Below are 14,453 nucleotides of genomic sequence, written 5' to 3'. Positions count from 1 at the left end.
GGCGCGAAGAACCAGGCATCGTCCGGGGAGAGAGTTCATGTCCAATCACCACACCTACAAGAAGATCGAACTGGTCGGCTCGTCCAAGACCAGCATCGAGGACGCCATCAACAACGCCCTCGCCGAAGCGGCGAAGAGCATCCAGCATCTGGAATGGTTCGAGGTGGTGGATACCCGCGGGCACATCGAGAACGGCGCCGTCGGCCATTACCAGGTGACCCTGAAAGTAGGGTTCCGTATCGCCAATAGCTGATGGCACCCTGGAAACCTGTCCACGATCGCCTGCGCCCTGGAAAGGCCGCCGCGTCTTTCCGCTTCGCCGGATCATGCACAGGCTATGAGGGCGGCGTGCCTCCATGGGCGGCGCGCTCGTCTCAACCTTGCCGAATTTGGCAAGCCTGACCCGTTCGGGTCTTCATCCATGCAACGAGGGAATGTGTTCATGAAGAAGTTGATGTTGGCAGTCGGCCTGTTTGCCGTGGCGGGCAGCGCATTCGCCGCCAAGCCCTGTGAGGAACTGAAAGCCGAGATCGATGCGAAGATCAAGGCCAACGGCGTTCCTGCCTACACCCTGGAAATCGTCGACAAGGGCAGCGTCACCGACAAGAAGGTAGTCGGCACCTGCGACGGCGGCACCAAGGAAATCGTCTACCAGCGCGGCTGATGCAGCGCCTGCGACGAGCAGTATCCGGGGCCGGCTTTCCCATGGGAGCCGGCCCTTTCTTTTTGCCGCGGTGAGTACCTTACCAACGATGGGTCTTGTTGCAGTTCGTCGAGAAAGCGTGCCATCTAACGGATTAATCCAAAAGTCTGTGTTAGGTTTTTCGGCGCGCCCAGATGGCCTTGTGCCTTACTCCCGGATTGTCCGACTCATGGAAGACGGATTTCGGAATATGCCTGATTACCCGCTGTAGCCGCTGGGCCAGTATCGCGCCTCTCTGAATTCAAGGAATGAAATCGTGGCTCTCCATCGCCTGGCCTTTATCTTCCTGTGCCTGCCGCTCATGGCCAGCGCCGCCCCCTTCACCTCCCCCGGCGACCGCGACCTGATCCGCGACCGCCAGCAACGCCTGCTGGACGAACAGCGCAAGCGCCTGGAGGAACTCCAGCAACTGCCCGGCAAGGAAGCGCCCGCCGCTGCGGATGCCTCCGGCGACGACGAGCGCTGCTTCGAGATCCGTCGCATCGAGCTGGAAGGCGCCGGGCACCTCGGCGAAAGCGCCCGTCGCCAGTTGCTGGCGCCCTACCAGGGGCGCTGCCTGGGCGTCGGCCAGCTCAATGCGCTGCTCAAGGCCGTCACCGACCATTACCTGGATCGCGGCTACGTCACCACCCGCGCCTACCTGCCACAGCAGGACCTGGCCTCCGGGACCCTGCGCATCATCGTCGTCGAAGGCCGCCTGGAGGGCCTGGACAGCTCCGCGCTGGCCAGCCCGCGCGAACTGACGATGAGCTTTCCGGGCAGGACCGGCGAGTTGCTCGACCTGCGCGAGCTGGAGCAACTGGTCGACCAGTTGAGCCGCCTGCCGTCGCGCCAGGCGCAACTGGAGCTGGTGCCCGGCAGCGAGGTCGGCGGCAGCCGGGTGCGTCTCAAGGGCGAGCGCGACAAGCCCTGGCGGGTCTCCGCCACGCGCAACAACGACGGCGACGTCAGCACCGGCGAGCAGCAGATGGGCCTGGGCCTGGACTGGGACAGCCCGCTGGGCCTGGCCGACCAGCTCAACCTGCGCGCCAACCGCGACGCGGTGACCGACCGCTGGCGCCATTCCGACAGCCAGAGCCTGTTCTACAGCCTGCCCTGGGGCTGGTGGACCTTCACCTACGGCTACAGCCAGAGCGACTACCGCACGCGCAACGAGGCCAGCGGCTTCCCCTTCAAGCTCGATGGCGACAGCCGCAGCCACCAGTTCCGCGCCGAACGCGTGCTGCACCGCGACGGTGTGAGCAAGACCGCCATGAGCCTGGGGCTCAGCCACCAGCGCACCAACAACTATGTCGAAGACACCCGCCTGGAAGACCAGAGCACGCGGATCACCGAGACCCAGCTCGGCTTCAACCATGGCCGGCGGATCGGCAGCGGCTTCGTCAACCTCGACCTCGGCTGGCAGCAGGGCATCGGCGCCCTTGGCGCGCAGGGTCGCGGCCACCCGCAGGCGGGCGATCCGAATGCGCGCTACGACAAGTACAGCCTGACCCTCAGCTACCTGCAGCCGTTCCAGCTATGGGGCGAGCGCTTCAGCTTCGACAGCCTGGCCACCGGGCAGAGGAGCGAGGACGTGCTGTTCAGCCCGCAGCGCATCAGCCTCGGCGGCAACAGCTCGGTGCGCGGCTTCAAGGACCAGACCCTGACCGGCGACAGCGGCGGCTACTGGCGCAACCAGTTGCGCTGGCGGCGCGCGGTGGAGTGGGCGCCGCTGCGGCCCTGGCTGCAGGAATACGGCGTGGCCTTCGCCTACGACGTCGGCGTGATCCGCCACGACCGCTACAACGACGGCGCCAGCGGGCGCATGAGCGGCAACGCCATCGAACTGGATGCCCGCGGCCGCTATTTCGCCGCCAGCGTCGGCTTCGCCCGCTCGCTGGAGCGGCCCAGCGCCATCGAGCGGCGCGAGCACCCGATCTATTTCCGGGTCGACGCGTTCTTCTGAAGACGCGGCGACCTCCTGAACGCTTTAGGAAAGCGCCTACCTGCATCGAGGCCCTTTCCTTGGAAAACCTTGCTTAACCTCGCCGGGCCCCTACCCGCCAAGGAGTAACGATATGGACATCCGCAGCCCGCTGAACCAGTGCATCGCCCTGTCCCTGGCCGGCATCTTGTTCCTCAACCCGATCGTCGCCGCGGCGGCGGGGCTGGCGCTGGACAAGGCCGCCGGCGGCAACACCGGCCTGGGCCAGGCGGGCAACGGCGTGCCCATCGTCAATATCGCCACGCCCAACGGCGCCGGGCTGTCGAACAACCATTTCCGCGACTACAACGTCGGCGCCAACGGGCTGATCCTCAACAACGCTACCGGCAAGACCCAGGGTACCCAGCTCGGCGGGATCATCCTCGGCAACCCCAACCTCAAGGGCCAGGCGGCGCAGGTGATCCTCAACCAGGTCACCGGCGGCAACCGCAGCACCCTGGCCGGCTACACCGAGGTGGCCGGGCAGTCGGCGCGGGTGATCGTCGCCAACCCGCACGGCATCACCTGCCAGGGCTGCGGCTTCATCAACACGCCGCGCGCGACCCTCACCACCGGCAAGCCGATCATGGACGGCCAGCGCCTGGAGCGCTTCCAGGTGGACGGCGGCGACATCGTCGTCGAAGGCGCCGAACTGAACGTCGGCAACCTCGAACAGTTCGACCTGATCACCCGCAGCGCCAAGCTCAACGCCAAGCTCTACGCGAAGAACCTCAACATCGTCACCGGCCGCAACGACGTCCAGGCCGACAGCCTGCAGGCCACGCCGCGCGCCGCCGATGGCAGCGAGAAGCCGCAGCTGGCGATCGACAGCTCGGCGCTGGGCGGGATGTACGCCGGGGCGATCCGCCTGGTCGGCACCGAGCAGGGCGTGGGGGTGCGGCTGGCCGGCGACATGGCCGCCAGCGGCGGCGACATCCGCATCGACGCCAGCGGCAAGCTGAGTCTGGCCCAGGCCTCCAGCCAGGGCGACCTGAAGATCGCGGCCCAGGCCGTGGAGCTGAATGGCAAGACCTACGCCGGCGGCAGCGCCGAGATCCGCAGCGCGGAGGAACTGGTCAACCGGCAGAGCCTGGCGGCGCGCGAACGCATCGTGCTGGAGGCGGCGCATATCGACAACGCCGGGGTGATCGAAGCCGGCGTCGAGCCAGACGAGCGACGCAACGCGCGCGGCGACCTCGAGCTGCGCAGCGGCACCCTGCGCAACGCCGGCAGCCTGGTGGCCAGCCGCGCGCTGGAAGCGAAGGCGAGCCAGGCGCTGGACAATCAGGGCGGCAGCCTGAAGGGGGCGACCGTCCGGGTCGACGCCGGGCACCTGGACAACCGTGGCGGCAAGCTGCTCGCCGAGGGCGAACTGCGGGTCGAGGCGAGCAGCCTGGACAACCGCCAGGACGGCCTGTTGCAGAGCCGGGACCGCGCCGTGGTCAAGACCCGTGGCGATCTCGACAACCGTGGCGGCCAGGTGATCGGCCTGAACGATCTGGAGGTCGGCGCGGCGACGCTCGACAACGGCCAGCAAGGCCTGCTCGGCAGCCAGCAGTCCACCCGCGTCAGCGCCCAGGCGCTGGTCAACCGGGGGGACGGCGAAGTCTCCGGCAAGCGCGTCGAGGCTCGCGTCGGTAGCCTCGACAATCGCGGCGGCAAGCTGATCGGCGACGACCTGCTGGTGGTCGCCAGCGGTGCCATCGACAACCGCCTCGGCTTGTTCTCCGCAGCCAACCGCCTCGACCTGCGGGCGCGCAGCCTGGACAACAGCGGCAAGGGCACGCTGAGCAGCCGGGGCGGCCTGGAGGTCAGCCTCGGCGGCCTGCTGGACAACCGCGATGAAGGCAACCTGCTCAGCCAGGGCGCGCAGCGCGTGACGGTGGGGCAACTGGACAACCGCGCTGGCGGCCTGCTGTCGAGCCGCAGCGAGTTGAACGTCCACGGCGCCAGCCTGGACAACCGTGGCGGCGTGCTGGTGGCCGACGCCGGCCTGAGCGCCACGGGAGGCGCCTTCGACAACCGCGACGGCGGCAGCGCCAGCGGCAAGGCTGGCGTGCGCGTGGAGGTCGCCAGCCTGCGCAACGACCAGGGTGGCAAGCTGCTCAGCGATGGCCGCCTGGACCTCGCAGCGAACGCCGTCGGCAACGCCGGAGGGCGTATCGCCGCCAAGGGCGACCTGCAGGCGACGCTTGGCAGCCTGGCCCAGCAAGGTGGCGAACTGGTCAGCGAAAAGACCCTGAAGGTCGCGGCCGACACGCTCGACAACAGCCAGTCCGGGCTGATCGCCGCGAATGGCGGCATCGCTATCGAGGCGCGGCAGGTCGACAACCGCGCCGGCGAGATTTCCAGCACCTCGAAGGTCGCCGTGAACGCCCGCGAGCAACTGGACAACCGCGGCGGCAAGGTCATCGGCGACAGCGGCCTGCGCCTCACCGTGCAGCGCCTGCTGAACCAGGCCAAGGGGGTGCTGGCCGGGCGCGACGGCCTGAGCCTGGACGGCAGCGAACTGTTCAACGGCGACGGCGGGCGGCTCGACAGCCAGAACAGCCTGAGCGTGAGCCTCGGCGGCGTGCTGGACAACCAGGGCGGCGCGCTGGTCAGCGAAGGCAGCCTGACGGCGCGCGCCGCGCGCCTGGACAACCGTGGCGGGACCTTCTCCAGCGCCGGTGCGCTGGCGCTGACCAGCCAGGCCGCGCTGGACAACCAGGGCGGCAGGCTGCTCAGCGATGCCGGTGTGACGCTGAAGGGCGCCAGCCTCGACAACAGCCGTTCCGGCGTGATCAGCGCCAAGGGCGCGGTGGATATCCGCACCGGCGTACTGGACAACAGCCGCAACGGCGGCATCGGCAGCAACGCCGGCATCACCCTGGTGGCCGCCCGGCTGGACAACGGCCAGCAGGGCCGGGTCAGCGCCAAGGGCCTGCTCGACGCCAACCTGAAAGGCCTCGACCAGCGCGGAGGCGGCGTCCTGGTCAGCGAAACCGGCGTCACCCTCGACCTCAATGGCGGCACGCTGGTCAACCGCGACGGCGGCCTGATCGCCACGCCCGGCGCGCTGCTGCTGCGCCAGCTCGGCGCGGTGGACAACGGCGCCGGCGGGGAAATCTCCAGCGACCGCGCCTTCACCCTCGCCGCCGCCAGCCTGGACAACCGCGGCGGGCGCCTGATCGGCGCCGCCAGCCTGACCCTGCGCATCGCCCAGGCCCTGGACAACAGCCTGGCCGGGGTGATCTCCGGCGCCGCCGGCCTGGACATCGCGGCCGCTCGCCTGGACAACAGCGCCAAGGGCACCCTGGCCAGCCGCGCCGGCATCGACCTGCGCGTCGACGGCGCGCTGGACAACCACGCCGAAGGCACCGTTTCCGGCGCCCGCCTGACGCTCGCCAGCGCCTCGCTGGACAACAGCGGCAAGGGCCTGCTCTCCGGCAACGCCGGCCTGAGCGTCGCCACTGGCGCGCTGGACAACGCCGAGGGTGGCCAACTGATCAGCCAGGGCGTGCTGGACGTCAGCAGCGCCGACCTCGACAACCGTGGCGGCGCCCTCAGTGGCAAGCAGTCGCTGCGCCTGAGCGCCGCCAACCTGGACAACCGTGGCGGCCTGCTCACCAGCGACGGCGAACTGGAACTGACGGCAGGGCGCGTCGACTCCGCCGACGGCGGCGAAATCTCCGCCCGGGGCGACCTGCGCCTGACGGTCGAGCGCCTGGTGCAACGCCAGGGCCGGCTGATCGGCGAGCGCGGCGTCAGTCTCGACCTGCGGGGCGGCGATCTGGACAACCAGGGCGGCCTGATCAGTGCCCGCGGCCCGCTGAGCATCGAGCGGCTGAACGTCCTCGACAACCGCCAGGGCGGCGAGATTTCCAGCCAGCAGGGCTTCGAGCTGCTGGCCAGGCGCATCGACAACGGCCAGCAGGGGCGCATCATCAGCGCCGGGAAACTGCGCCTGGACGCCGACGCGCTGGGCAACGCCGGCGCCGGCCTGCTCTCCGGATGGCAGGGCCTGACGGTGACAGGCGGGAGCCTGGACAACAGCGCCGGCGGCACCCTTTCGAGCAAGGACGGCGAGCTGGCCATCAGCCTCGGCGGCGCGCTGGACAACCACGGCCAGGGCGCGCTGGTCAGCAAGGGCGCGCAACGGATCGACGCCGCCAGCCTGGATAACGCCCAGGGCATCGTCTCCGGCGAAAGCGACGTGACCCTGAGCATCGCCGGGACGCTGGACAACGGCCAGGGCGGCCTGGTCTCGGCGCAGCGCGCGCTGAGCTTCGAGCGCGACGATACGCTGCTGAACAACGCCGGCGGCCGGATCAACGGCGGCAGCCTGCTGCTCAAGGGCGCCAGCCTGGATAACAGCGACGGCCAGTTGATCAGCCAGGGCCGGCTCGACGCCATCCTCGGCGGCGCCCTGGTCAACACCGGCGCGGCGCGCCTGGCCAGCGGCGGCGACCTGCTGCTGCGCAGCGCCAGCGTCGACAACCGCGGCGGCAAGCTGGTCAGCCAGGGGCTGCTGGAGATCACCACCGGCAGCCTCGACAACAGCGCCTCCGGCACCCTCGCCAGCCAGGCCGGCATGAGCCTGCGCCTGGGCGGCGGCGCCCTGCGCAACCAGCAGGACGGCCTGATCTTCAGCCAGGCCGGCGCCCTCGACGTGCAGGCTGGCAGCCTGGACAACCGCCAGGGCACGCTCCAGGCCCAGGGCGACAACCGGCTGCGTATCGGCGGCGCGCTGGACAACCAGGGCGGCCGCCTGGACAGCCGGGCCGGCAACCTCGACCTGCAGAGCGGCAGCCTCGACAACGGCGCCGGCGGCGTGCTCAACAGCGCCAAGGGTTGGCTGAAGCTGGTCACCGGGCTGTTCGACAACAGCGCCGGCGTCACCCAGGCGCAGTCGCTGGAAATCCGCGCCGGGCAAGGCGTGCGCAACCAGCAGGGCCATCTCTCGGCGCTGGGCGGCGACAACCGCATCGTCACCGCCGACTTCGACAACCAGGGTGGCGGCCTCTACGCCAGCGGCCTGCTCAGCCTCGACGGCCAGCGCTTCCTCAACCAGGGCGCGGCGGCGGGCCAGGGCGGCAAGGTCGGCGCCGGGCGCATCGACTTCAGCCTGGCCGGCGCGCTGGCCAACCGCTTCGGCCAGTTAGAAAGCGAAAGCGAGCTGCACCTGCGCGCCGCCGCGATCGACAACAGCGGCGGCAGCCTGCGCGCCCTCGGCCGCAGCGGCAGCACGCGGTTGGTCGCTGGCGGCCTGAACAACGCCTACGGCGTGCTGGAAAGCGCCAACCAGGACCTCGACCTGCAACTGGGCAGCCTGGCCAACGCCGGCGGGCGCATCCTCCATACCGGCAACGGCACCTTCGGCCTGGATTCCGCGCAGGTGATCCGCGCCGGCGGCGAACTGACCACCAATGGCCTGCTGGACATCCGCGCCAGCGAATGGACCAACAGCAGCGTGCTGCAAGCCGGACGCCTGAACCTGGACATCGGCACCTTCCGCCAGACGGCCGAGGGCAAGCTGCTGGCGGTGCAGTCCTTCACTGGCCGCGGCGGCGACTGGAGCAACGACGGCCTGCTGGCCAGCGACGGCAGCTTGCGCCTCGACCTGAGCGGCGGCTACCGTGGCAACGGCCGCGCCACCAGCCTCGGCGACTTCGCCCTGAACGCCGCCAGCCTCGACCTCGGCAACGCCGCCAGCCTCGCCGGCGGTGCCAATGTCACGCTCGGCGCCGGCAACCTGCTGGTCAACCGTGGGCGGATCACCGCCGCCGGCGACCTCGTGGCCAGCGCCGCGAGCCTGAACAACTACGGCACCCTGGGCGGCGGCGGCAACCTGCGATTGAACGCGCCCGCCCTGCTCAACGAGCGCGGGTTGCTGTTCAGTGGCGCCGACATGACCCTGCGCGCCGGCGACATCACCAACCTCTACGGGGATGTGTACAGCCTCGGCAGGCTGGATATCGCCCGCGACGATGCCGGCAACCGTGCCGCCAGCCTGCGCAACCTTTCCGGGGTGATCGAGAGCGGCAAGGACTTCAGCCTGCGTGCCAGCCTGATCGAGAACCGTCGCGCCGTGCTGGAAAGCAAGTCGGGCCTGTACACCGCGAAGATGGAGCAGACCGCCTGCATCGAAGGCATCAACGCGGGCGACTGCAGCGGCAAGCGCAACGCCATCTGGACCATCACCCAGCGCGACAAGACCGAGGTCACCGCCAGCAGCGCCATGGGGCAACTGCTGGCCGGAGGCGACTTCGCCATCGACGGCGGCACCCTGAACAACCTTTCCAGTCTGATCGGCAGCGGCGGCAACCTCACCGCCAACCTCGAAGTCCTCGACAACCAGGGCCTGGAAACCGGCGAGCTGGAAACCATCCGCGTGCTGCGTACCGCTCGCGGCGGCGATATCGGCGGCATCGACCAGAAGTCGCGCAACTTCACCAACCTCTACTGGTACCAGAGCGCCAATTTCGACCCGGCGCGCGCGGGCGAGATCCCCGCCGCGCTCAACGCGATCCTCAGCGACTGGTCCTTCGAGTACGAATTCCCGAGCAAGGGGCCGACCCCGATCAGCAGTGGCGACCAGTCCTACGCAGCGGTGATCCAGGCCGCCGGCGACGTCACGGTCAATGCCAGCACGCGCATCGACAACGGCGTCACCCGCCCCGGCTACACCTTCGTCGGCAGCGGCCGCCAGGTGGGCGACAGCGCGGTGGGCGGCAGCGGGGTTTCGGTGGTCGTGCCGCTGACCTCGCAACTGCCGCCCGACCTGGCGCGGCGCCAGGTCAACCCGGTTACCCTGCCCGGCTTCAGCCTGCCCCAGGGTGACAACGGCCTGTTCCGTCTCAGCTCGCGCTTCGCCGAGGACGGCAACGGCAGCGCCGCGCTCGGTGCCGGCGCCGACCGCACCCAGGGCGGCAGCGGCGTCTCGGTCGGCCAGCAGGGCGCCGGCAACGCCGCCGGTACCTGGCAGGGCCAGGGCGTGCGAGTCGACGGCCTGGCTGGCGCGGCCAACGTCCAGGGTCAGGGCGGCAGCGCGCTCGGCGGTAGCCTGCCGGGCGTCGCCCGGGTCCAGGGCGTGCCCGGCAACGCCACGCCGAGCGCCAGCCACAAGTACCTGATCGAGACCAACCCGGCGCTCACCGAGCTGAAGCAGTTCCTCAACTCGGACTACTTGCTCAGCGGCCTGGGCATGAACCCGGACGCTAGCAAGAAGCGTCTCGGCGACGGTCTCTACGAGCAGCGGCTGATCCGCGACGCGGTGGTGGCGCGCACCGGCCAGCGCTACATCGACGGGCTGAGCAGCGACGAGGCACTGTTCCGCTACCTGATGGACAACGCCATCGCTTACAAGGACAAGCTCCAGCTGCAACTGGGTGTGGGTTTGAGCGCGGAGCAGATGGCGGCGCTGACCCACGACATCGTGTGGCTGGAAGAGGTCGAGGTGAACGGCGAGAAGGTCCTCGCGCCGGTGGTCTACCTGGCCCAGGCGGAGGGTCGGCTGGCACCCAACGGTGCGCTGATCCAGGGCCGCGACGTGAAGCTGGTGAGCGGCGGCGACCTGCATAACGTCGGCACCCTGCGCGCGCGGAACGACCTCTCGGCGACGGCCGACAACCTCGACAACAGCGGCCTGATCGAGGCCGGCAAGCGCCTCGACCTGCTCGCCGGCGACTCGATCCGCAACCGCCAGGGCGGGGTCATCGCCGGGCGCGATGTGAGCCTCACCGCACTGACCGGCGACGTGATCAACGAACGCAGCGTGACCCGCTACGACAGCGCGCTCGACGGCCGCACCTGGGAGCGCAGCTTCGCCGACAGCGCCGCGCGGGTGGAGGCGGCGAACAGCCTGAACGTCCAGGCCGGACGCGACATCGCCAACCTCGGCGGGGTGCTGCAGAGTCGCGGCGACCTCAGCCTCGACGCCGGACGCGACGTCACCGTCGCCGCCGTCGAGGACCGCCAGGGCCAGACCCGCTGGAGCACGTCGCGGCTACAGAGCGTGACCCAGCTCGGCGCCGAAGTCAGTGCCGGGCGGGACCTGAACGTCAGCGCCGGGCGCGACCTCAGCGCAGTGGCCAGCGCCCTCGAAGCGCGCCGCGACATCGCCCTCTCCGCCGGGCGCGACGTGACCCTGGCGGCGGCGGCGAACGAGGAGCATGCCTACAGCAAGACCAGGAAGGTCACCTACCAGGAAGACAAGGTCGCCCAGCAAGGCACCCGCGTGGACGCCGGCGGCGACCTGGCGATCAATGCCGGACAGGACCTGCGCCTGATCGCGAGCCAGGCCAGCGCCGGCGACGAGGCCTACCTGGTGGCCGGCGACAAGCTGGAACTGCTGGCCGCCAACGACAGCAACTACTACCTGTACGACAAGAAGAAGAAAGGCGACTTCGGCCGCAAGGAAACCCGGCGCGACGAAGTCACCGACGTCAAGGCGGTGGGCAGCCAGATCAGCAGCGGCGGCGACCTCACCCTGCTCAGCGGCGGCGACCAGACCTACCAGGGCGCGAAGCTGGAATCGGGCAACGACCTGGCCATCGTCAGCGGCGGCGCGGTGACCTTCGAGGCGGTGAAGGACCTGCACCAGGAAAGCCACGAGAAGAGCAAGGGCGACCTGGCGTGGAACAGCGCCAAGGGGAAAGGGCAGACCGATGAAACGCTTCGGCAGACCCAGATCGTCGCTCAGGGAAATCTGGCGATCAAAGCAGCGGACGGGCTGAAGATCGATGTGAAGCATATCGACCAGAAGACCGTTTCCGAGACCATCGATGTCATGGTCAAGGCCGATCCGAGCCTCGCCTGGTTGCGGGAGGCCGAAAAACAGGGTGACGTCGATTGGCGCAAAGTCCGGGAAGTACATGACAGCTTCAAGTACAGCCATTCGGGGTTGGGCGCTGGCGCGGCATTGGCCATCGCCATTGTGGTTACCTACCTGACCTGGGGTGCGGGTAGTTCGATGGCAGGCGTCGCGGCCAAAAGCGCAACAGGCGTCGCTGCCAACTCCGTCGCCAGTGCCGTAGCCACCAACGCGGCGATCAGCACGGTGAATAACCGCGGCAACCTTGGCGCGGTGGCGAAAGACGTGACCTCCAGCGACAGCCTGAAGGGCTACGCGGTCGCCGGTATCAGCGGCGGCTTCATGCCCAGCAGTCTGGGTGCCCAGCTTGCCGTTCGCTCCGCGCTGAACACCGTGGTGAACGGTGGCAAGTTCAGGGACAACGTCGCGCAAGCTGCCATCAGTATGGCGGCGGACGCGCTAAGCGGCGCGATCTTCGACAAGGTCGGAGATGCGTTGGTCGGCAGCGGCCTTCCCAAGAAGGTAGCGGTCCATGCGATTGTCGGCGGGTTGATCGGCGAGGCTGCCGGCGGCGATTTCCGTACCGCAGCCCTGGCTGCTGGCGCCAACGAGGCATTGGTAAGCCTCGTCGGTGAAAAGATCTTCCCTGGCGAGGCTCATGAGCGCGTGCTGGCGATGACCTCGCAGTTGATAGGGATGACAGTGGCTGCGGCGGCCGGAGGCGATACCAAGGCCCAAGAGAAAGCCGCTTGGGTGGCTCAGCAGGCCACGGTGTACAACAACCTGAATCACGCGGCGGCGGAGAGCCTGCTCAAGGAAATCAAGGATTGTCGCGCGGCAGGCGGCTGTGGCGAGGAGAAGTTGCAAGGCATCCTCGGCAAGTACGAAAAGCTGTCGGCCGAGCGTTCAAACGCTATCGGCCAGTGTGCTTCGCGCCAGTGTGTGGACGACATCGTCGACAGTTCGATCCGGATGGACGATCCGGTTTCCAAAGAGCTGCTCAGCCTACTGCGGCAAACCACCTACGATACACCCGGCTTGTTGCAGGGCAATCCCGACGCGGTCGTGTCGCAGACGCCGAATCCAAGTGGCTGGGGAGATCTCTTTGCCCTGGACAAGCAACTGGCGTTCGCCAAGAACCTCAAGGAAGGCTGGCTGACACCGGAGGAAACGGCTGATCTGGATCGCTGGAATGCGTCCACTTCCTGGCTGGATCGCACTGCTGGCCGACAACTGGATCCCAAGGAGAAGGCTTACCTGCTCTCGGAGCTGGGGGGCGCGGCGGCTATGGCGCTTCTTGGGGGGAGGGGGAGTGTTGGAGCGGGTGCAAAGGGAGCGACTCCTGTTGTAACTGCTGAGGGGCGAATCGGTAACTCAGTATTTACGGATGTTAACCAGACGGCTAGACCAGCAGCCCAGGCGAATCCCAACCAACCGACCTTGATTGCCGATCGAGTGGACGCAAAGATAGCGGCTAAGGGGACGCCTCACCCGAATGGGAATATGGCGGATGCTCATGCAGAGATTGGCGTTATTCAGAAGGCATTTAATGAAGGTAAAACGGTAGGCTCCGATATGACCATGAACGTAGTAGGTAAGGATGTTTGTGGATACTGCAGAGGTGATATTGCTGCGGCAGCTAGCAAGTCTGGTTTGAAATCTTTAACTATTCAAGCCAAGGATGATATTACAGGTTTGCCGAAGACGTATTACTGGGAGGTAGGAATGAAGTCAATTAGAGAGAAAAAAATATGATTGTTCTTGGTGGGTATTTGATTGCTCCTGAGGCTAAAAGAACTCAATTTCCGGTGGTGTCTGATCCTGACGAAGAAGAAGTTCTGGCAGCGCTTTCTAAGCTTCGCCACAGTTCGGGGGTGTTGGTTCTAAGAGTTAAGCCGGAACCTGAGGTTGGCGCTTATGAAGTGGCGCTTCATGCAGAGAGTGGACGATTTATAGTTATGCTTAGCCAGCATGCTGAAGATGGTGAGCATGAGGTTTTCACGTTAAGAGGGGCTGGTGAAGGTAATGGATTTACTTATATTTTAGGCGAGGCATATCCTATGGCGGCAGTGACAGAAAATTTTGGGTTGATATGTAATTGTTTCAAAAAATTTTTGCTAGAGAGGGAAGTGTCTTCTGATGTGTGGGTTTAATGTTTCAACGTAAATGAAATAATAAAGGGAATAAAGGGAATAAAGGGAGCAGGTTTATTTTCCCTACTCTAATCTTCTGAGCAAAGGCTCCAGCGCAGATGCCGTAAAGGAACTTCGCGATGCCTAGGTAAGGGCGCATGGTTTAGCGAATTATTTGCTTTGAGCGTTTCAGAGTGGGCGCAGTCGCCGAAATTAGAGTAGTAAAAATAAATATGTCCCCTTTTTTAGGTCCTTTTTTAGTCAAAGGTAATCCACAATGATCGTGGTATCCGAAGCATTTAAATCTTGGTTGGTTGGTTGCATAGGGCTGCGATTGCTCCTTGTTCGGGGGTTGTTTCATGTATTTGAATCGAAAAAAAATGGCAATCCGCAAGCGGTAGCTATTTTATTTGATGGAAAAGATTTTGGGACTTTTAAGTGTGCTCCTGATAGCTCGTCTATAGCATATAGCTCTGATGTTGTTGCTGAGTGCGACTTAGGGGAGTTTGGGGCGGAAAAGATTTTCCCACTAGAGAGTGACGAGGCTTTTTCGTCAGTTGTAGGGGAGGAATTGAATTCGGTCTCATTGATTTTATCCTCTGTTGAAGACTCGGTTGCTGGGGTGCTGCTCTGCTTTGGTAATTCTGAGTGTTTAAGTTTTATTAATCTGGGAGATGAGCTTTTTGTTTATAAGGAAATACCCGCCGAAATTATTAAATGTGAAGGGTTGGAGTTTTTGAAGCTCTCGTAATGTAACGCTGTTTCTTCGCTGCAAAAGCGACAGGTGCAGCCGACGAAACGGCTGGTTCGATCAGGGGACCATAAAGGGGACAGATTTATTTTCCCTACTCTAATTTTCTA

Annotated in this window: 6 protein-coding genes; all 6 read left to right on the top strand. The window is 66.0% G+C overall.

From position 1 onward, the window contains the following. The first annotated feature begins 37 nt into the window (after positions 1 to 37). The 6 genes from HMPREF2886_RS00185 (at position 38) to HMPREF2886_RS34125 (ending at position 14,343) form a co-directional block, all read left to right on the top strand. Positions 38 to 253: a dodecin gene (locus HMPREF2886_RS00185; protein WP_003097345.1), complete on the top strand. Its 216-nt coding sequence runs from the start codon at positions 38 to 40 to the stop codon at positions 251 to 253. Between the two features lie 183 nt (positions 254 to 436). Further along, complete coding sequence (locus HMPREF2886_RS00180) at positions 437 to 664, top strand: DUF1161 domain-containing protein (protein ID WP_003097347.1); 228 nt, start codon at positions 437 to 439, stop codon at positions 662 to 664. A 295-nt stretch (positions 665 to 959) separates the two neighbouring features. Further along, a complete protein-coding gene (tpsB2, locus tag HMPREF2886_RS00175) occupies positions 960 to 2,648 on the top strand; it encodes a two-partner secretion system transporter TpsB2 (protein WP_083318495.1) in 1,689 nt (562 codons plus the stop codon). Positions 2,649 to 2,760: 112 nt separating this feature from the next. Next, a complete protein-coding gene (tpsA2, locus tag HMPREF2886_RS00170; RefSeq protein WP_083318494.1) occupies positions 2,761 to 13,215 on the top strand; it encodes a two-partner secretion system putative hemagglutinin TpsA2 in 10,455 nt (3,484 codons plus the stop codon). Next, positions 13,212 to 13,613 carry a DUF6911 family protein gene (locus tag HMPREF2886_RS34130; RefSeq protein ID WP_128688692.1) on the top strand — a complete coding sequence of 134 codons (402 nt, stop codon included), beginning with the start codon at positions 13,212 to 13,214 and terminating at the stop codon, positions 13,611 to 13,613. The genes tpsA2 and HMPREF2886_RS34130 overlap by 4 nt, the downstream gene beginning before the upstream one ends. 256 nt (positions 13,614 to 13,869) lie before the next feature. Next, on the top strand, positions 13,870 to 14,343 hold the full coding sequence (locus HMPREF2886_RS34125; RefSeq protein WP_071533981.1) for a hypothetical protein: 474 nt from the start codon (positions 13,870 to 13,872) through the stop codon (positions 14,341 to 14,343). Positions 14,344 to 14,453: the final 110 nt, after the last annotated feature.

The sequence above is a fragment of the Pseudomonas sp. HMSC066A08 genome (genome assembly GCF_001813025.1).
GTDB lineage: Bacteria > Pseudomonadota > Gammaproteobacteria > Pseudomonadales > Pseudomonadaceae > Pseudomonas > Pseudomonas aeruginosa.
Note: the sequence above shows the minus strand (reverse complement) of the source record. Positions and strands in the feature narration are given on the sequence as shown.